The organism is Pontibacter ummariensis (assembly GCF_900188175.1).
GTDB lineage: Bacteria > Bacteroidota > Bacteroidia > Cytophagales > Hymenobacteraceae > Pontibacter > Pontibacter ummariensis.
The window spans coordinates 26,438-48,079 of record NZ_FZOQ01000025.1 but is presented as its reverse complement, the minus strand read 5'-3'; the positions used below and the strand labels follow the sequence as shown (position 1 = coordinate 48,079).

7 protein-coding genes, 3 tRNA genes and 1 pseudogene are annotated in these 21,642 nt (G+C 51.2%); 1 reads left to right on the top strand and 10 read right to left on the bottom strand.

The window, feature by feature from the left end:
* Nucleotides 1-122: 122 nt before the first annotated feature.
* From CHB92_RS20750 to CHB92_RS20720, 7 genes and pseudogenes are all read right to left on the bottom strand, one after another.
* Nucleotides 123-953 (bottom strand): annotated as a pseudogene (locus CHB92_RS20750) (alpha/beta hydrolase); the annotation flags it as partial.
* A 274-nt stretch (nt 954-1,227) separates the two neighbouring features.
* On the bottom strand, nt 1,228-3,378 hold the full coding sequence (locus CHB92_RS20745; protein WP_089321157.1) for an endo-1,4-beta-xylanase: 2,151 nt from the start codon (nt 3,376-3,378) through the stop codon (nt 1,228-1,230).
* Between the two features lie 24 nt (nt 3,379-3,402).
* Complete coding sequence (locus CHB92_RS20740; protein WP_089321156.1) at nt 3,403-4,431, bottom strand: DUF5627 domain-containing protein; 1,029 nt, start codon at nt 4,429-4,431, stop codon at nt 3,403-3,405.
* A 56-nt stretch (nt 4,432-4,487) separates the two neighbouring features.
* On the bottom strand, nt 4,488-6,236 hold the full coding sequence (locus CHB92_RS20735) for a RagB/SusD family nutrient uptake outer membrane protein (protein WP_089321155.1): 1,749 nt from the start codon (nt 6,234-6,236) through the stop codon (nt 4,488-4,490).
* Nucleotides 6,237-6,260: 24 nt separating this feature from the next.
* The gene (locus CHB92_RS20730; RefSeq protein ID WP_089321180.1) at nt 6,261-9,284 is read right to left on the bottom strand and encodes a SusC/RagA family TonB-linked outer membrane protein; all 3,024 of its coding nucleotides are present in this window, start codon (nt 9,282-9,284) and stop codon (nt 6,261-6,263) included.
* A gap of 44 nt (nt 9,285-9,328) precedes the next feature.
* Nucleotides 9,329-11,215 (bottom strand): RagB/SusD family nutrient uptake outer membrane protein, encoded by a 1,887-nt coding sequence (locus tag CHB92_RS20725; protein WP_089321179.1) that lies wholly within the window; start codon nt 11,213-11,215, stop codon nt 9,329-9,331.
* A 10-nt stretch (nt 11,216-11,225) separates the two neighbouring features.
* Nucleotides 11,226-14,267 carry a SusC/RagA family TonB-linked outer membrane protein gene (locus CHB92_RS20720; RefSeq protein ID WP_245842762.1) on the bottom strand — a complete coding sequence of 1,014 codons (3,042 nt, stop codon included), beginning with the start codon at nt 14,265-14,267 and terminating at the stop codon, nt 11,226-11,228.
* A gap of 1,784 nt (nt 14,268-16,051) precedes the next feature.
* Between CHB92_RS20720 and CHB92_RS20715 the strand changes: the two genes are divergently transcribed.
* Nucleotides 16,052-20,179 (top strand): hybrid sensor histidine kinase/response regulator transcription factor, encoded by a 4,128-nt coding sequence (locus CHB92_RS20715; protein ID WP_089321153.1) that lies wholly within the window; start codon nt 16,052-16,054, stop codon nt 20,177-20,179.
* A 920-nt stretch (nt 20,180-21,099) separates the two neighbouring features.
* Here the strand turns inward: CHB92_RS20715 and CHB92_RS20705 are convergent.
* The 3 genes from CHB92_RS20705 to CHB92_RS20695 form a co-directional block, all read right to left on the bottom strand.
* A tRNA-Arg gene (locus tag CHB92_RS20705) sits at nt 21,100-21,173 on the bottom strand.
* Between the two features lie 71 nt (nt 21,174-21,244).
* Nucleotides 21,245-21,318: transfer RNA gene (locus CHB92_RS20700), tRNA-Pro, on the bottom strand.
* Between the two features lie 122 nt (nt 21,319-21,440).
* Nucleotides 21,441-21,527 (bottom strand) — tRNA-Ser (locus CHB92_RS20695).
* Nucleotides 21,528-21,642: the final 115 nt, after the last annotated feature.

Sequence of the window (21,642 nt, the reverse complement as noted above, 5' to 3'; positions counted from 1 at the left end):
CGAAGGCAAACTTGCATCGCTTTATCATTGGCTGCCTGTTGGTCAGGTAACGCATAGGCTGCGTGAAAGCTTAGCCTTTGCGCCATGCTGCTGATTTAGAAAGTTCTGTACACATTCCCTTTCTTGAACAACAGCTGAGAAAGCATATACAGGTCGTTTTTCCAGACTTCGAAGTCATGCCCGCCTGGTTCTACATAAAAAACATGGGGCACCTGGTGCTTGTCCAGGTAATCGTGGGTGCGCTTACTGAAGCTCATCAGGTTGTCCTCATCGCCGCAGGAGATCCAGAGCAGCTTTAGCTTCTCTTTTGCCTTCTTCTGATCAGGCACTAACTTTTCCGGTGCTTTTGTGTTCGGTGCCGACGAGAACCCGCCGACCCAGGCAAACTTATCCAGATTGCCCAAACCAAAATTCAGGGCCTGCCCCCCTCCCATGGACAGCCCCGCTATTGCCCGGTGTTCCCGGTCTTTGTAAACGGGGTATCGCTTTTGAATAAAAGGGATAAGGTCTTTCAGAAGGTCCCGTTCAAAGGTAGCAAACGCCTGTACCTTGACGCTATCGAAAACATTCCCGACAGCCCGGTCGTCTTTCATGGCCCGGCCGTTAGGCAGCACCACCACCATAGGCTCCAGTTTGCCTTTTGCATACAGGTTGTCCAGAATAACCTGGGGCTTACCGTTCTGCAGCCACTCATACTCGTCACCGCCAATCCCGTGCAACAGGTACAAAACCGGGTACTTCTCTTTTTTCGAAAAGCCGGGCGGCGTATAAACCAGTGCTTTCCGGCGGGTGCCTACGGTTTTGGAGTAATAGGTAACAGTATCTATGTTACCATGGGCAATACCAGGCTGTATGACGTCGAAACCCGTTGGGGCTATAGTCTCATGAGGCTGTGCCCAACAGAGCGGGGAAAGCAGCAAGCAGGCGAGAACAGCAAATACATGTTTCATCATTTCAATTGTAAATCGTAATCAGTAACTATACCAGGCATTTCGGGCACTCCGCCCCGGAAAGGCTGCCAGGAAAATGCATACTCCCCCTTTACTTGGCAAGACCTCTTTGGCAGATTCGCTATGACCTCATCTGCTGCCATGCGCCAGCCCCCCTTCCCTTGGCAATGTGTTCCTCAACACCTTACTCCGGTGTGGCCTACTCAAAAATATAGAAAATTAAGTGTTTTTTTGACATATTTTTGAGTAACCACCGTAGCCTTTACAACAGCAGTTTCTATTTCTGCCCTCCTAAACCGTTCGCAACGCCTGGATAGGCCGGCTTACGGACAAAGCCTTCTGTCCAAAGGCCGATTGGCTCATTGGCCCGCCAGGAGGCAGTTTTAGGGCTATCAAGCGGGCTCCAGACGGTGATGCCATAGCGCTGACCGGCAGGAATGAGCTCCATGTATTTTTCTACCACATAGCGGTACATTTCTTCCTGCGCCTTGTAATCCTCTTCCGAGGCGACGTCTGTCGTCACCCCTACCGAGACATTCAGCTCCGATACTCTGATAAGTTTTCCTGTAGCCGCAAGTAAGGTAAACATTTCAGCGATGCTTTCTTTGCTTGAACTTGTGCTAATGTGCATCTGGGTTCCTATGCCATCCACTTTTGCCCCTTTGCTTTCCAGGTAGCTTACATATTGGATGAGTCCCCTGGTTTTATCCAAATTAGACTCTAGGTTGTTGTCATTTATAAACAGCAGGTCACCTTCGTTTCCGTATTTCCTGGCCAGTTGGAAGGCTTTCACACCATAGTCCTTCCCAAGGTAGTCCTGCCAGTAAAACTCGTCTGTCGCCAGCCCTGTTTTCCCTGTGCCTGTCTTCAGCTCGTTCGGCCGTATGTCATCCATCGGCTCATTCACCACGTCCCATGCTTTTATGTAGGGGGCACTGCTGGTGACAACTCCTGAAATCCAGTGCTCCAACTGCCCGGCAATGATATCTGTTTTCTCTTCCGGGGTCCTCTGCACCACTGTGGTTGTGCCTCCGGATAAAGAAGCACTGCTCAGGCTAACGTTGTCCAGATACACCGTTCCGGCAAACTCACCGTAGCTGATGATAAAGCGGCTCCTGTCGGCTGCCGTCACGGTCGTGGAAATGTTCACGAGTTTCCATTCCCTGGTCACGTTCACCATCCCAAAACCATTGGAAGCGTAGCTCGGGCTCTGTAGTTCAGGCCTGATCACGCCTTCAGCGTCACCTTTTACCCAGAAGCTGAGGTTATAGGTTTCCCCATTCTTCAAAGGCTCGGCCAGTTCATAGGAGGTTTGTACACCCCAATAGCCACTCGTTGTAGAAGGGTTCGTGACGTAGAAGGCCCGCCCTTTGTTTCCGGCACCCTTGCCGTCCTCGGTCACTCCTCGCGTGGAGCCATTGCCCCAGCCTCCCCAGCCGGTGCCTGACTCAAAGTCGCCGTTTGCGATCAGGTTGTTTTTGATAGGCTCCCCCTGGGTGTCATACACGTAGAGATTGTTGATATCCAGGTGATAAGTGACACCGGGAGCATAGCCCAGATCGAAGTGGAGTTTGATAGCATCACCCTCAAAATCGCTGATCCTGAACCTGACTTCCTTCCAGCCAAGATTGGTGGTAAAGGTTTCTGTTGCCTCCCCGGAATTTGTCCAGTCTATTTCAGGGGTATTGTTTCCTAATCCTTCAAAAGCGACGCGTCCTTCTCCCGGCAGGTCTGACTTAATGTAAAAAACCACCTCATACGCATGCCCTGGCACAACCGGGATTTCCGGGCTTACCAGCTGTAAGTCCTCCGGTGCTGCTGCCTGGGCACTTGCGGTGAGCTTTACCGCTTTCACGCCGCCGCCCATGCCTTCGTTCTCCACAACCGATACACTTGCTCCCCCACCGGAATAAGTCCATCCCTCCAAGGTTCCGGCTGTAAGGCTGGAAACATCCAGTGCATTGGCAAAGGGGGGCGACTCGACAACCAAGGGAGAAAGCAGGCCATTCAGGTAAGTCGCATTCTGGTTACGATGCCAGGCAAGTGCGCTCCCAAATATTGTGGTTCCGGCCTTTTCAGCTGTAGACAGTAAACTCTTTACACTACCCAGGTTCAGGCTGCCGTCTGGCTGAACGACGGCGCCATGGCTCATCCCTTGGGCAGGCGTGATTTCATCGAAGTTACTGTTTATAAGCCTGTACAAGACACCTTTCTGTGTATAGCCGGTCAGGGAAACCCCTGCGCCTAACTGAAAGGCAGGGTTCGCGTCCCGGTCAACATAGGTTTTCAGGTCCCCGTAGGCGTTGATCTCTTCCTGCTGCGCAAAACTTGCCGGTTTCTTGACCTCAAATTCTAATGGGTCATCGTCACAAGAGCTTGCCACTACTAAACTTGAAACGCAAAGCAATACTTTATATAAATGTTTCATACTGTTCTGATGTGATGAAAAAGATTATTTGAGTACCGGAGAAAACGTTTCCATGGCAACCCCGCGGTCCCGCAAGACCAAGGTATCGGTGGAGGCAACGTGCATGTCCTCTAAATCAACCTCGTAGTCTAGATAGAGGACATCGCGGTCCTTACTGCCCCAGCTGTTCTTTTCCCCTTTTTTCACGAACTTGCCGCTACCGGTGGCAGTGTACCCTTCAGCCCCGGCCCGAACCGTTACGTTACCTTGCTCATCAAAACGGAGCAGTAGCGTTGCCTCAGCGTTTACCCCTTCACCGTTCTTGAATACCAGCGGCAGAGCTACCTCACCCAACGACTGGGTCGTTAATTTGATGACTTCGTCTTGCTCCACGTATTGCTTATGCCTGACAATCGTTTGGTTTAACCCGGTGTTGCCATTCTTCCCTTCTATGACGTCTTTCCCCCTGCGAAGGTAGAGTCCATGCCACGGGTTGACATATTTTACAGCATACAAGACATAGTCTTTGGGGGCGACACTCCAGTGCTCTGCAACAACCCTGTTAGGGTTCTCCACCAAAGGCACTCCGGACAAAATGGAGTCCGCATTCACCACATTGGTCATGTACAGCGGCAGGACATAGGTGTTCTTTAGCGCCAGCGGGTCGGCAAAGAATGCATCCGTGAGCTGCACCTCCACGCCACCTATCAACTCACCCTTTGGAATGACAATTTTGTCTGACGCTAATTTGTAGTAGCTGCCCGGTAAGGGCCTCACTTCATCCCCGCCCTGCGAAAACAGCACTCCTTCGGTTAGCGTGTTATCCACCGCCACGTCAATGATAACATCCTGGCTATTGTCATAAACACCTCCTGTGGTCGCCATAACTCTGAACTTGTGCTCATTATCAAGTGAGGTATCAAAGATGTCTTCACCTAAAACAATGGTGCGCACAGGATACTGATAAGCGAAGTATGTGGACTGGTATTCGTAATTCGGGAACACCCATTCCTTGTTCTCACAGGAAGTCAGGGTGGCAAGTAAGAGCAAAAACTTAAAGCATATCTTTTTCATCTTTCCTAATGTTTAATTCTGGTTTAGCAGGTAAATGGAATGCATTTCAATGTCTCTTACCATCCCACGTTTTGCGATAAGGCGTCGTATTTCAACGTTTCACTGTATGGGATTGGCCCATACTGCATGTAGCTTCCATACACCCTGGCCTCAACTGGTATTATCTCGTGATTCCCGTTTTCGATCCTCACCCCTGTGGCGGTTTCTGTAAGGTCTTCATTCCATCGCCGCAAGTCCCAGAAGCGGAAGCCTTCAAAGCACAACTCCAACCTTCGCTCATTTCTGATGAGGGCACGCATGGCCTCCTTGTTTGATTTGATAGACTCCAGGTAAGCATCAGGCTGGGCAATGCCCGCACGGTTCCGGATAGCGGCAATCACATCGTAGGCAGAGAACCCAAAAGCACCGGCTCCCGTGGGGCCCCAGGCTTCGTTGGCAGCCTCGGCATAGATCAGGTACAGCTCCGTGTAACGAATGCGGGGCTTGTAGTGCTTTTGTCTGTTGGTTGTTGTCGGGTTAAGGTTGACATCCTGCCGGAGCAGCTTGCGCATGTAGTACCCTGTTCGTGTGGAGGTTCCTACTTTGTTCAGTGCGTCATTCGTAGTACCGTCCGCTGCCGTGATGATGGTAGCGTTGCCCGGCCCGGCCGTACCGCCGTTCACCAGGATGTAATGCTTTAAACGCGGGTCGCGGTTGCTGTAGGGTGCCGAGGGATCATAGCCGGCGGAAGCCTCCGTGATAGGATACCCGTTGGCCATCGGAAATGCATCAACCAGGTTCTGCGAAGGATTCAACAACCCGTTACCGTAAAGGGTAGGCGGGAAATGCTGGCGCTCCAGATCGTTGCTTTCTGACACATCACTGCGCCACAGGATCTCCCGGGGATTAGCCCCCGCTGCCAGCCCTCCTATTTCCGTAGCGTTTGCGTACCAGGTCAGGCCATTGGGGTCCAGCCCCATAAGCCCCCCGTTAAGCTCCAGCACCTGCCCGGCGTAGTTGGCAGCGTCTGCCCAGGTAGTACTGTTACCTGTGTTATAGGCAGGGCTTGCGGCCAGTAGCGCAGCCTGCGCTCTTACGGCCATGGCGATACGAGCGGTCATGCGCTGGCGGGCAAATTGGCCGAACACACGGTTGTAATCGTCTAGACTACCCTTGTAATCGGCAGGCAGCCCGGAGTTGTCTGAAGCTCCCTCAAAATCAAGCGGAAGAAGCTCCTGTGCTTTCTGCACGTCACTGTAAATCTGTTGCATGCACTCCTCAAACGTCGCCCGTGGCTTGTTGAAGTCGGAATTTGTCTGCTCCGGTTCCAGCACGATGGGCACCCCCAGCAACTCACCGCTTTCACTCCACCCGGCATGGTTCTGCAACAGATGAAACATAAAAAGTGCCCGCAACCCGTACGCTTCCCCCTTCATGCGGTCTTTAAACATTTGACTGACATTCTCGTCTTTGGCCCACTTAACTTTATCCCCCTCTTGCAGCAGTATGTTCAGATACTGGATGGCTGCCTTGGAGTTCCTCCATTGGTCCAGCGGGTTGTTGTTAGCTGTCCACTGGCCTGTGGCCACTTTCAGGTAGTTGTTGCTTCTGTTGTTGCTCACCGCATCATCCGTTGCCATATCATTGAAGGACCAGGAGTTGGTGGGGATGCGCGCATAGCCGTTCAGCAGGAAGCCTTGGGCATATTCCGCCTCCTCATACATATCGTCCAGACCCCGCAGGTTTTCGATGCTGGGTTCAAACAGGTCCTCGCAACTGCTCGCCATCATGGCGACCGCTATAAATAAAAGTAATCTCTTTTTCATATTTCCAGAATATTCAAATACCTATTAGAATGATGCTTTCAGCCCGAAATTGTAGAACCGGGTCTGCGGAGAGCTTCCGACATTCAGCTCCAGCACGTCGCGTTCCGGAGAGACAGTGAGCAGGTTAGCACCGCTGAGGTAGACTCCCCAATCCCGGATAAAGGTGCGCTGCAGGATGCTTTGAGGAAGGTCATAGGACACCTGGACTTTGGCCAAGTCGAACCGGTCAGTGCTGTAAAGCCAGAAGTCGGAAGCGCGGAAGTTGTTATCGCTGCTCAATGTCGTCAGGCGTGGATAGGTTGCCGTGCTTTGGGTTTCTTCCGTCCAGCGCTCACGCACCACCTCCGAATACTTATCTTCCCCGTCTACCCAGAAGTAAGAGTTGTTCTTCAGGGCATGGGCCCCGAAGCGGCCAACGCCCAGGGCAAAGAAAGTCAGGTTCCGCCACTTGGCAGTCAGGTTAACACCCAGTGCGAGCGGGGATCCGTACCAGCCGCCTTTCCCGAGGTACACCTCGTCCTGCGTGTCAATAACGCCGTCCCCGTTCTGGTCGATGTACTTGATATCTCCCGGTTTTACCTGGCCAAACGCTTGTGCAGGCGAGTTGTCAATGTCCCCCTGGTTCCTGAAGAACCCATCGCTTTGCAATCCCCAGATCGCATCCAGCGGCCTGCCCTGTCTGTTCTGATACTCATCCTCGTACATTTCCGCCCGCTTTGTGGCTTCTGTCTTATAGTAAGTTCCTGCCACTCCTACCGTCCAGTCAACCGCCCCGATGCGTTTGTTCAGATGCACATTGAAGTCAAAGCCCAGGCGCTGGTCGTCGTTGTAGTTGACATAGGGAATGAAGGAAGAGTTTGGCCAGCCTGTAGAGAAGTAACTTGGGTACAGCACAGAAGCCTGTACCACACTCCCCTTGATCCTGTTCGCAAAAAGGGAACCTCCAAACGTCAGCAGCCTGTTAAAGGCAGCCCCTTCTATCCCAAGGCTTACTTCTTCTCGCCTGGAGAATGTAAGGTCAGGGTTTTCCCCGCGCCTTGCGTCTGTGGTCCGGTTCAGGGCGCCATCCCTCCAGCTGTACCATGCTCCGTCTGTCTGCGAATAGATGCTTTGGTACAGATAGTAGCCGGGAATATTCAGGTCTGTGTGCAATATGCCTGCTGTTAACGACAACTTGAGGTCATCTACCGCTGGCACATCCTGCATAAAGCCTTCTTCGCTCATCCGCCAGCCCAGCGAGAGGGTAGGCGAAAAAGCCTGTCGGTTCCCTTCCGGCAAACGGGCTGAGTGCACAAGAGCACCATTCAGGTCAACATAATACTTATCCTTGTAATCATAGCCCATATGGAGCCCCAGGTTCGCGTTGCTTGTTTTATGGTAAACTGCCGACTCAGCCTGCTGATAGCCGTTCGCGATCAGCATGGATGAAAAATGGTGCTTCTCGTTTACTGAGGTCAGGTAATTGAATTGCCCTGAAAACGCAATTGTTTGACGGTACCAGCTGTTGCTGATATTCTGCACCCCTGTTTTAGAGTCCTCCCCGTATTTTGTCAGGCTGCTGATCTGATCGTACCCGGCGTAATTGTTCCAAGCCGCCTCGTACACGGCGTAGTTGTTGTTGAAAGACTGGCTATAGGACGTGGAGTAGTCTACCCCGAAGGTGGACTGGAAGGACAGCCCTTTCAGCACATTCCGTAAGTCTGCCCCCACTCCTGTGTTAAAGAGAAATTGGCGGCTGGTGTACTTGTTGCTCCCGCCGGCGTAAATACTGGCAAAGGGGTTTGATTGATCTAGTTGCGTACCTCCTAAAAGATACTTCCCGTCTATCAGGTTGTTGCTGTTGTTCACCAGTTGCCAGGAAGCCTCATCGCTTTCCTCAAGCATGCTGATCGGGATAAGCGGGGAGAACCGGTGCGGACGGAGTGAGGCAACGCCGCTCCAGTAATTTGCGTTTACACCCCGCCCACTGTTGTAGATGGCGGCAGCGTCTACCTTCGCATAGATGAACTCATTCAGGTCTATGTCCACGTTTCCGCGGATGTTGAAGCGCTCGTTGCTGTTGTCCTTTGCCTCCCCGAAGTTCAGGAGAGAACCTGTAGTGTTGAAGCCGAGATTGGTGTAGTAGCGGGCCTGCTCGTTCCCCCCGGAAATCTCGACCGTACCGTCGTACCGGTTGTAGGTCTCTTTCAGGTAGTCTGAGGAATAGTAATCGACATTCGGATAGCGGTAAGGATTTGCCCCGGAGGCATGGCTGTAGATAACAGCATCTGAATACAGTTCATCCAACCCGTCATTTCGACGCGCCTCATTGTACAGGGTCATGTACTCAGCGGAGCCCAGGTATTTAGGATAACTTTTAGGAACAAACACGCCCGCATTTACCCGTACGTTGATTTGCTGCTCCTGTGCCTTTCCCCTTTTGGTAGAAATATAAATAACTCCTTTGGCAGCACGGCTTCCGTAAAGCGCCACGGCCGACACACCTTTCAGAAAAGTCACCTGTTCAATTTCCGTAGGCACCACACTTCCGGCATCCCGGGGGATCCCATCCACCAGTACCAGATAACTGTCCATTCCCCAGATACTGTTGCCGTTAAAGCCCCCGATGTAGGCTTCCATATCCTCCAAGGTGTAGGTGGTATAGTTTTTTTCCAGGACTGCAGGAACGCTAACAGCCGAGACCCCGGCCAGCAGATCATTTTTGTCTACTTGCCGGAACGCTACCTGTACTGGCTGAACAGCTGTGCCGGGCAGCAGGGTGATTTCCTTTAAACCAGGTGTCGCTTCTACAAGCATTGTTTCGTAGCCCGAAGCACTAACCAACAAAACAGAGTTAGGGGTGACTTGAAGAGAGAAAGCGCCTAAAGAGTCTGTCACTGTACTGGTAGCCTCCTCTTGGCTATTCACTACAGCACCTTGAAGAAGCTTTCCCTCAGCCCCACGAACAACAGCCGTGATATCAACCTTGTTAGTACTCTGCGCTCTCAGTATCACCGGAGTAAAAGCGATTATCGCGCACAATACTATTTTAATATAGATGTATTTCATTTTGTTCCCGTTTAAGACTATAGCTTTTTCAATCATCGTCCGTTTTACCAACCCGGGTTTTGTGCAAATTCCAGGTACATGTTTACATCGTTGTTTTTTAGAGGCAGCCAATAGTGCTTGTTACTGAACTTGCGCTCCAGAATAACCTCCTCACGCAGGTTCACCACCCTGTTTTGCCTCGGGTCTTCGGTGTTGAACTCACCGGCCCTGTCAAATTCAACTGACTTTTTAAGCGTATAGGGGCTCTCCGTTAACAGCAGCCAGCGACGAAGGTCATTGAACCTGTGCCCTTCAAAAGCCAGCTCCACGGCACGTTCGCGCCTCACTTCGCCCGTAAAAGCATCCAAGGAGCCTTGGAATTGATCGGCTACGTGCCCGACACCCGCCCTGTCACGAACCACATTGATGGCTTCCACAGCCGTCTTGCTGTAATTGGGGTCTTTGCCATTGGGCGCACCATACCCTTGGGCAGCGGCTTCCGCATACATGATATAGATATCCGCCAACCGCATCCAGGGGATGTGGATGTTGAGGCTGTTGCCGTAGCCATAGCCGTTGTCGTATTTATTAGCTGTTATGGGAATGAACTTGTAAAGCAGGTACCCTGTGCGGCTGCCGGTGCTCACATTCCTGTAGCTGCCCCCCGTGAACAAGTTTGCATACCGGTCGTCTTTCACGTTGTCAGGCATGGATCCCTGCACCACTTTTACCCCGTCGAACACAATGTCATTGTAAAACCGAGGGTCACGGCCGCGCCAAGGATAGGCCGGGTCGTAGCCAGACTCCGCGTCGGCCTGTGTTATGTCTTTAATGGGCAACCCGTTCGCCATGCCGTAATAGTCCACGTAGTTCGCTGTTGGCAAAAACTTTACGTCGCCGTCGGCAATGACAGGGGCAGGTTGGTACTGCTTACTGGTTCCCCAGTTAGACCCATTGGCGCCATAGTAAGGGCCACGGAAAATTGCTTCGGTACCACCGGGCATCTGCCAGTTCTGGCTGGTGGTATAGAAGTTTTTGGAGTATTCAGAAAAAGGAAGGAGCCTGTACGGGGCCTCACCGCTTTCGCAAAGGTTCAGCAGTTCGGCAAACGCCGCGGCTGCCTTTTGGCACAGTTCGGGGTTGTAGCTTCTGCTACCCGTCGACTCGGAGTTCATCAAGGGGCTGCCCGCCCACAGATAGTTTTTGCCCAGGTAGCCCAGCGCCATGATCTTGTTGATACGCAGCGCATTCTTCCCCAAAGTTCTTCTTCCTACAGTTGTGTTGTCCCAGTTAACAGGCAGCAAGTCGGCAGCCTCCCTGAAATCCTGCGCCGCTTTTTCCGCGCACTCCTGGTAGCTCAGCCGGGGTAATGTCAGCTTCTCGTCGCTGGGCAGCACATAATCAATGTAGGGAAGGCCTCCAAAGTACTGCATGAACTGGAAATGGAACCAACCTCTGAAGAACAGCAACTGCCCCTTGATCAGATTCCGCTCTTCTTCCGTAGCGCCTGTCATTTTGTCGAGGTTTTCCAGCCCCATGTTGGCCTTGCGTATCCCGTACCAGCCCAACTTCCACAGAGACTTCGTAAACCGGTCGTCATTCGTGTTCGTGTTGTTTCTGTCCATCCAGCCGGCCTGCCACCCGTCATGCTCTGACTGCCAGCCCCAGAAGTTACCGTTATCAATTTTAACCCCGAAGTGGAAGTCGCGGGCCGAAGACTGGATTTCGTCCTCTCCCCAGTTCCATGAGTTGGTCCAATAAGCATTGGTAAAATCCGGGATGCAGTGGTAAAGCTCTTCGGTATAGCCCTGAAAATTGGTAAAGTTCTCAAAAGCCTCATCGGGTGAGATGACAGATTCATCGGTGGCGTCCAGGTAGTCCTCACAGGATGTAGTGAGGACCAGGCTTAAGGCGACGCTGCACCTTAAGATAACTTTTATAAAAGATTTCATGATGTACAGTTTAGAAGGAAAGATCAACACCTAGATTATATCGCTTTACAGTCGGGTAAGCTCCCTGAGAAGCCCATCCTGTACCTGCGAAGTTGGATTCCCGGTCGTCTGGCATTTTCGTCCACACATGAAGATTATTCCCGTTTAAGTAGATGCGGACGTTTGTAAAACCAAGCTTCTTGATAGCCCCCGGGTTGAAGGTATAGCCGATTTCCGCGTTCTTCAGGCGGAGGTAAGAGCCATCAAACATATAGCGATGCGCGCTGGTATAGCCGCTTGGGGTAGAAAGCCAACGGGGCATCGGGGTATCGGCTCCGGTATTGTCCTTCGACCAGTAGCCACCCTCTTCGTAAACGACATGGTTCTGGGAGCTTAAGCTGGTCAGCACGACCTGCCGTGTCACATTATTTACACCGTAGAACTGCACGAAAGCATTGAACCCTTTCCACTCAGCACCCACAGTTGTGTTATAGGTGTTTTGCGGGGTTCCGGTAAATCCATAAGGGATGTTGTCATAGGTATCGATCACCCCATCGGCGTTATAGTCCACTAGCTGGTAATTACCCGGCAACTTCTGGTTATCGTTTGTGTTGTGGATCGTGCTGGCGTACAGCTCATCCCAGGTGTTGTAGTAGCCGTGGCCCACATAGGCATAAGCCTGCCCGATCGCCTTGTTCGCGTCTTTCTGGTACTCCGGCAACAAGCCCGCGTCATCCGCATCCAGCACTTTGTTTTGGGCATGGGTCATGTTCAGGTTAGACCACACATTTAAACCATTGGCGAAGGTGTGGTTCAGGTTCAGCACAAATTCAAAGCCCTGGTTCTGCACTCTTCCCAGGTTGGCTACCGGGGCTACTGTGCCGTAATAAGAAGGAATAGCTCTGCTTCCCCCCACTATGAGAATATCGGTACGTTTGTCGCGAAAGAAATCCACGCTACCGTCAATGGCGCCTTTCAGGATACCAAAGTCAAGGCCTACATTGTACTTGCTTACCTTTTCCCAGCGAACATCCGGGTTGCCGACAGCAGATTCCTTGTACCAGGTATAAGGGCTCTGTTCCGCCTGCTCGCCGGTCGTACCAAGCCTGGCCCGCCCTTCATAAGCCCACTGCGTCATGTACAGGAACCGTCCGTACACATTGTCATCACCCACTTCCCCATAAGAGGCGCGTAGCTTGAGCATGTCGAGAAAAGCAACGGACTCCAGAAACTTCTCCCTAGAGAGCATCCAGCCAACCCCTCCGGAGGAGAAGAAGGCAAAACGGTAGTCCCTGCCGAATTTTTCAGAGCCATTGTAGGCCCCGTTGTACTCGAGCATGTACTTATCGTTAAAGTTGTAGGTGGTGCGGAACACCCAGTCCTCCCGGTACTGTGGGACTTGGCTGCCAACAGCGTACTCATTCCGGTTAAAAAGCCCCATGGCCGTCAGGTTATGCTTCTCCCCAAGGGTAACTTTGTAGTTCAGCTGCCCTTGATAGAAAAGCCTGCGCTGGGACGCATAATTTAAAACAGTTCCCGGGCTGGCGGACCATTTTACTCCTTCCTGAAAGTCAAACCTGTTGTTGGGGTCATAGCTTTGCTTATAGGTGATCAGGCCGGTCACAGGGTCCACCCACGACTGCTGGGTGTCATTGTACAAGTCGTTCACCCCTCTGTCGGCCTCGACAAACGTATTGTCCAGGGCAAGAGTGCCTCTAAAGCTCAGTCCGTTGGCCAGCATGTCCAGGTTCTGCTCCAGCGTAAAGTCTGTGTTCAGGCGCGTTGTGGTTCTGTACTGTATCCCGCTGATGGCCAGGCTCCTGACAGAGTTCTCCGCCTTCCCCTCGTTCGGCGCGTAATATCCCCAGGAACCGTCCGCATATTGTGGCAGGAAAGCATCGGGTGCGTTGCTGTAGGCAGCGATCCACATGCCATACTCCCCACCGGTTGCTCCCCAAGGGCTTTTCTTCACGCCGTACGAACCGGCCAGGTTCGCCTTGAAAACCGTGGAAGGAGTCAGCTGGAAATCCAGGTTGCTCCGGACATTCAGTCGGTTAAAGCCATAGCCGGGGTCGTATCCCCGGTTGTTGTCATACTGCCGCATCAGGTCCCCCTCGCGCAGGAAATCGACACTGGAGAAATACTTGACAAACTTGCTCCCCCCACTTACGTTGAGGCTGGCATTGTAAGACATCGTGTGATCCTTAAACAAGGTGTTTGCCCAGTCTACATTAGGATAACGCGCCCTTTCCTCCTCATTGGCCGGGAACCGGTATTTATCAAGAATATCCTGTGGAAGGAAATCCCCCCAAGCCTCCGGCCTAAGCCCAAGCTCGTTCTCAATAGCCTGGTTACGGATCCTTAGCGCATCATAGGCGTCGTACTTCCCAGGCAGCTTGGAAGGGACTTTCATGGTGGTGTTCACTCTTCCCCTGATAATCGCTTTTCCTGCCTGGCCTCTTTTGGTAGTGATGAGCACCACGCCGTTCGCCCCTCTTGACCCATACACAGCAGTAGCCGAAGCATCTTTCAGGATAGAGATGGACTCAACTGAGGTAATGTCCACGCTACTCATTGGTCGCTCAATGCCATCCACCAGCACAAGTGGAGACGAGCTGTTCCAGGAGCTGCTCCCACGAATGACGATTCGTGGGTCTTCCTCACCTGGCATACCCGTACTGGCTGATGTAACGACGCCAGGAACATTACCTGTTAATGCCGCCCCAACGTTGGATACCCCACCGGCACGTTCCAGCACCTTGCCGGTCGTTTGGGTAATGGCAGCAACCACGCTTTCTTTTTTCTGCTCGCCGTACCCCACCACAACAACCTCCTGCAAAGCCTTGACATCTGCTGATAGCGTCACATTGATCTCTGTTCGGTCACCGACAGTTACCTCCTGCGTGGCATACCCAATGAAGCTGTAAACCAACACAGACTCCTGGGAAGGCACTTTGATGGAGTAATTCCCATTCGCATCTGTAGCTGTTCCGACACTGGAGCCTTTCAGGTACACGCTTACCCCGGGTATGCCCTGTTGGTCGTCACTTAGTATAACCTTCCCGGTAATCACTATACCCTGTTGCAGACGGCTCTTAACCCGAGTATGGGGTGTAGCCCCTTCTGTTAGAAAGGATGCCGTGTTCAGGCTTTTCGAAGGGGGACCAAGTTCAGACGCCCAGGACGCTTCGACTAAAAAACACTGAACACAAACCCCCAGGAACGCATATTTGACCCTATGCAGGTTTTGGTGTAGTAATTTTTTCATATTGCAATCTTATAGTTGAACCTCTTGAACAGCTTTAAACAATAGCCTCTCCTGTATATCAAGCGTCATCTAAACACTTAATCTGCAGGACATGGGTCGGCGCTCCCCCTACTGCAGTCTCACTTAGCAGAGGCATCTTTTCTCCTTACCAGTTCCCTCACAAACAAGCACTTGCCTTTATGCCGAATGGGTAGTCGTCGCGTGGAAGCTATGCTGTTACTTGTCAAGCCAAAGGAGTTGCCGTAGAAATTTGTACCACCTCGTACCTCTACCCCTCCCCTATTACAGTTTAAAAACTTGTAGCCGGGAACGGCGCTCCAGCACAGGGCCATCCTGCTTCCAGTTTACCTGACTCCTGCTGCTGAAAAGCGGAAGTAATCATCCGGTAGCTCTTGCCCTTTTATATGCTATATGCCCAAGTAAGGGGCCCCGCCAGGAAAAAGGTAGTTCTGATTGTAATTGTCCATGCCTCTTAAGCAATGTGGTCAGAATGGGCACCCGCCTTACCTGATAAAGGTTTCGCCTGACCCGCCATTGCATTCTTTCCTGCCATAAAGCGGCCGACGTAACTAACACCTATAACACTTCATGCGAGGAGCCCCAAATAACAGATGCGGTTCCACGTTTTTCAGATAGCCCGTTAAAGCCATACAGACATTTTCACCGTCTTTCTATTTCATTGCTATCACTTTCTTGAGTAGCTATTCATCTTAAAAAAGCAAACACTCACTCATTACAGCAACCACTCACTTACATAGAAGCAAATATAACTTCTTCCATGACTATGTGAATATTTTCATGTAACACGTCTTTCCAGCCATGTTACATCCGCAAAAGAACATGTAACATATCGTTGCACTCATGTTACATAATAGCCTGAATGCGGCGTAACGGCACTTTTTCAGACAAAACAGACCAGGCAAAGCAGCGCCGTCCACTTTCTCTGGAAACTTGCCTGAGTTTACTAAATGGTTGGCCGACGGCGGAGCAAGATTGTGTACTCCTGAAGCTTGCGCACTTCTGCTTTGTGGAGATCCTGTAACCAAAAACATAGGAGACAGCTCCAACTGTATCCTGCTTCCTTTACCGCTGCCTATGCATTAAGAAGGTTTACCCGAGCCGGCACGGCCCGCTCTATACCCTCACCAACTTCTGCTTTTCAGAGTTTCTGCTCCGCATGAATGAGTCCCGTGAACGAAAAGTGCAAATAAATTGTCCGGTAAGCACAACTTCCGCAGCTGCTTCCCTTGAAGCTGTACAGGAACAAAAGCGTATCGCATGCTCTTCTGCTTCTAAATAAGAACCGCTGGTGCAATAGCGAAAGGACTCTCTATTTTGGATAGTTTTTGTTCTTTTCCCGGCAAACCGCTTGGAAAGTAGACGGCAGAAAGCTAAGTTAGACAGGGCAATGCTTTGGCAGGAAGGCAATGATTGAGCGGGTTGTACCATACTATGCTTTTGGTTCAGATACAGCCCCACTAAGAGGTAAAGGAGCCGGAGCTAACGCCCACACCTACGCTCCAGGAGCGTGCAGGAAGGCTACAGTTTTAATTTAAAACAGACGGTGTGGCTGGCTGAAACTGCTTGTCATGAACACTTATTTTACGGTGAACATCAAAAACAAACTTCTTTTTCTACTCCTCCTGCTCTTCTCCGGGGCTTCTGCACAGCCGGGGAAAATGTTTTCCGTGGACGTAGAGCTATCCAACAGCCTTATCTATCAGGTGTATCAGGATAGCAAGGGCCTTGTCTGGGTGGCCACTGAGGATGGCTTGAACCGATACGATGGTTCCAAGTTCACCATCTATAAGCATGATCAGCGGAACCCGGCTTCCATCTTAAATAATTACGTACGCCTTCTGTTCGAAGACTCGAAAGGCCATCTGCTGGTAGGTTATTTCAATGGCCTGCAGCTGTACGACCATGCGACAGACTCCTTCAGGCAAATCCGCCTCTTACCCGAAGACGGCAAAGAAGCGGATGCCCATGTCCTCAGCATCACGGAGCGCGAAAACGGGGAGATCCTTATCGGCACCTCAGGATTTGGGGTGTTCTCGCTCACTTTTGAGGGAAACCAGCCTGTTATCCAGCAGAGACACCAGTTCATCCCTGCTGCAATCATTGATTATCTTTTTGAAGACAGGGAACAGCGGCTTTGGGTAGCCACGCAGGACAAAGGGCTTTTCCTTATCGACAGGAATGGGAAAACCAGGCACTTCCGTGGGATAGAGGCACCCAGTAATACGATTAGCGGTATTTGCCAGGATAGAGCGGGAAACGTGTATGTCAGCAGTTTGAGCAATGGGCTCTTTATGTACAAGGAGTCAGTTGGTGCATTCCAGCAGATTCCGTACCCTCCTTCTCCGGAGCTGTCCATCAGCACCATGCACATGAGCAGGCGGGAAGGCAAGCTCTACCTGGGAACGGACGGGGAAGGCGTAAAGATCTATGACCTGAACAGTGGAACAATAACTGAGGGGAACTTTAACGTAGCTACCTTTAACCTTTTAAAGTCAAAAGTGCACTCTATCCTGGAGGATCAGGCGGGTAACCTCTGGCTGGGAATTTACCAAAAAGGCGTTCTGCTGTTGCCTGCAAACTCCAGCAACTTCAAGTATGTCGGGTACAAATCCGTCAACCACAACACCATCGGCTCTAATGCCGTCCTTTCTGTTCATGAAGACCATGAGGGCACACGTTGGGTCGGAACGGACAGCGACGGCCTTTACGCCATCGATTTGGATGGGGAACAAATAGCGCATTTTGACCGAACGGCTTCCCCCTCCTCGGTGCCCTCCTCCATTATGAGCATTTACGAGGATTCGGACCAGAACCTTTGGCTGGGCTCCTACCTCAATGGCCTGGCAAAGCTAGACCGCAGCACAGGAAAATGCGACTATATCACCGCCTTGCGTGATGAGCATAATGATCCGGTAGAGCGCGTGTACAGTATCCTGGAAGACAGGCACAAGACAGTCTGGATCGGCACGATGGGAGCCGGTCTCTTCTCAATGGACTTGCGCACCCAGAAGCTCACCCACTACTATGCCCGTCCGGGGGCCAGCAACACAGGCGTACAGAACCACCTCCCCAGCCGCTGGATCAATTGCCTGCTGCTCACCAGCAAAAACAAGCTCTACATTGGCACTTACGATGGTATCGGCTGCCTTGACCTGGAAACCAAAAACTTTGCCTCTACCCACGGCACCAACCGCCTGCTGCAGGGCTCCATCATCTACGCGCTGCACGAAGACCCGGAAGGGAATATCTGGATTGGCACTTCTCAGGGACTGATGCGCCTGGAGGTAGAAACTAACAAGATAAAAACCTATACGATGGAGGACGGGCTGCCCAGCAACGTCATCTGCGCCGTGAAGGGAGACAAGGCCGGCCGCCTTTGGATCAGTACGAACTACGGCGTGACGAAATTGGATCCGAAAAAAAACAGCTTCATCAGTTACTATGCGAATGACGGCTTACAGGGCAATGAGTTCAGCAAAGGAGCGGCGTACGTAGACAGCAAGGGACAGATCATTTTCGGGGGAATTAACGGCATTACCTTGTTCAATCCAGCTGATATACCAGATAATCCCCCCACTACAGGAAATGACCTGAACGTGCGTATAACCGGTTTTTACCTGCATAACCAGGCAGTGAAAAAAGGAATGAGGTCCGGCCCGTATGCCATTGTCAATGCCGCTGTGATGGAGGCGGACAGCTTCCATCTCTCGCACAAGGACAATTCCTTCAGTATGGAGCTGTCGGCCATGGACTTTGCCAACCCGGAGCGGATCACCTACCAGTATTCCCTGCAGAACGAGGAGTGGATTACCCTGCGCCCGGGAACAAACACCGTCAACTTTACGGATCTAACTCCGGGTACTTACCGCTTCCGCTTCAGGGCCAGAAACTACAGCGACTATTCTGATGTAAGGGAGGTGACCGTTGTTATTTCTCCAGCCTGGTATTTCTCTCCCCTGGCAAAGTTTTTTTACGGGCTTATCCTGGCAGCCGTGCTTTTACTCGTATGGCTGCAGGTCCGCCACCGGCTGCGCACCCGTCAGAAAATGCTGGAGCATCAGCATGCAAAGCAAATCATTGACGCCAAGCTGCAGTTCTTTATCAATATCTCCCACGAGATTCGCACTCCCATGACCCTGATCATCAGTCCGCTGAAAAAACTCATTTCAACAGACAAAGACCGGGATCGCCAGCAGACTTACCTTACCATGCAGCATAACGCTGAACGCATTCTGCACCTCATCAACCAGCTCATGGATATCCGTAAGATCGACAAGGGACAAATGCAACTGAAGTTTCAGAAAGTGGAAATCGTGGGATTCATCAGAAAACTATGCGCCATTTTCGAAGAGCAGTCCCAGACCAGGAACATCGGCCTCCATCTCCACCGCAGCACCGAACAGCTACCGGTATGGGTAGACCCTGATTATTTTGATAAGGCTGTCCTGAATGTGCTCTCCAATGCATTCAAGTTTACACCTGATGGAGGTAACATTGACATTTATCTCCAGACCGGCGAGGACGATGGCGCAGCAGGTGCATTGCGCCGCTATGTTGAGTTAATTGTTTCGGATAGTGGCATTGGCATTCCATACCACGAACTGAAGAAGGTTTTTGAATGCTTTTACCAGGTCCGCACATCCCATAATCATTTTGCAGCGGGCACGGGCATCGGTTTAAGTCTCACCCAATCCATTGTAGCGCTTCACCATGGCAGTATCAGGGCAGAGAACAATAACGGAGCCCAAGGGTGCCGCTTTGTCATGCGCTTTCCGCTTGGGAAGGATCACCTGAAACCGGAGGAGTTAATGGAACCCAGCCTTTTCGTACAGGCCTCCGAGCCTGCTGTACCAGCGTTGCCAGCTCCAGTGGAAGGGCCGGAAGAGTTTAAAGTGAGTTCCAAAACCAATATGCGGGTGCTGGTGGTGGACGATGACAAGGAGATCCGGAAGTATATCTGCCGGGAACTCTCTTCAGAGTTCCATATGACGGAGAGCGCGAACGGGAAAGAGGCACTCTCCGCCATCTTGGAAAAGGCTCCTCACTTGATCATCAGTGACGTGATGATGCCTGAAATGGATGGGATCACCCTCTGCCGGAAAATCAAGCAGAACGTGAATGTCAACCATATTCCTGTCGTGCTGTTAACAGCCAAAGCAGAGGAAGAGGACACATTAGAAGGGTTGGGTATTGGAGCGGACGCCTACATGGTGAAGCCCTTCAACATTGACATATTGAAAAAGACGGTTCAAAACATCATTAGGAACCGCGATATGCTCCGGAATAACTTCAGCGGGAACCAGGACCAGCGCGATAAAGTACAGAAAGTCGCCATCAAGTCGGCGGATGAAAAGCTGTTAAACAAACTCCTGGACATCATAAACCGCAACATGGACAATCCGGCCCTGAGCGTGGAAATGATTGCCGGTGAGATTGGCATCAGCCGGGTGCATCTGCATCGTAAGATGAAGGAAATCACCAACCAGTCTACGCGTGACTTCATACGGAATGTCCGCCTGCAGCAAGCCGCAGACCTGCTCTCGAGCAAGCACCTGAACATTTCGGAAGTTGCCTTTGCGGTAGGGTTCACAAGCCTGGCCTCCTTTTCCACTGCTTTCAAAGACCTTTACGGCGTTCCGCCAACAACCTACATGGAATCACACCTGAACCAGTATGAGAACGCTGTTAGCAATTGAAAAAACTATTCACCCTTGGAGTCGCGGTTAGCCACCTCTCTTACTTATCTTCATTCGAGAAATTCACGAATATAGAAAGTTTCAGGATGTGCATGCATGAAAACGTAAATCAGTTCGTGGTAACTGTTAGACCTCGTGTAAAGGATTCGGATACACTTCTATAGTAAAGTGCCAGACCAAAGACATCACTACAGAGCTAGAAAGGTAACTGGCAGCTCCCCCGATCATAAAACTGTTTTACAATAGAGAAAAATATTTGATTTTGTACAGTTACTTTTGAAAAGAAAGACGTTCACTCCCCAGCAGATCACCAAGCCCCTGAAGGAGTTCGAGAATGGCAAGGGGGCAGCAGAGCCAGCCGGGAGTATGGCGTGAGCCAAGCTGCCTTCTACAAGTGACGCCAGCGCGATAATGCAGTGGACGCCACCAAACTCAAACGCATGAAGGAGCTGGAGGATGAGAACCGCCACCTCAAGGCCAAGTGTTCCGACAAGCCCTGCCATAAGCGACAAACAGCCTAGGAAACGGCCTCTGCAGAGGTAGGCATTAGCAGATTGTGCCATGTGCTCTAACTGAGCAAGTGCGTCTACTACAAGTCCAAAAGGCCGAGCAGCGCCCGAATTACACTTCTAGTATTTGTGTTTCCGGAAAACCGGGGTAATGAGGTAAGCCTATTTGTACGCTTATGCTCCGACAGGAGTATTTGGACTATCAACTTCAATGATATAGGATTACACGGCAGCATGTTGAACTACACCACCTAGTAAATACACGAAAAGATAAGCTGTTCTCTTTCTTGAGTAAATCAGCTCTTGATAACCGGAAAGATGTTGCGTGCACGGCTATTTTGCTGAAAAAAATTTGTGTGCACATAAAAAAAGCACTTATAAGCTAAAACTTATAAGTGCTTGATAATGGAGTGATCCCGTTTGGATTCGAACCAAAGACCTACTGCTTAGAAGGCAGTTGCTCTATCCAGCTGAGCTACGGGACCAGCGTTCTCAGGAGAGCAAATGCTCTACCCTTAAACAAAAAATTTCGGAATTGCTTCCGAAATTTTTTTAGTCGGGGTGGCAGGATTCGAACCTACGACCTCCACATCCCAAATGTGGCGCGATACCGGGCTACGCTACACCCCGAACTATTTTCGCTTTCTGGCTTCTGATCTTTCAACCGTTCTGCCTGATTGCGGTGCAAAGGTAAGTGAAGATTTTAGATTTGCAAAAACTTTTTTTCAGTTTTTTTCATCGTCATCTTACAGCGGAGAAGGGGGGATTCGAACCCCCGGTACCCTTACGGGTACGGCAGTTTAGCAAACTGCTGGTTTAAGCCACTCACCCACCTCTCCGTGGTGTCTCTTACTGCTTAAGAGATTGCAAACATACTACATTAGTTTTTATAGCGCAAGAGCAACCCCTAAAATTCAGGCCCCATAAACGTAAAATTGCGCATCGCCATCGGCT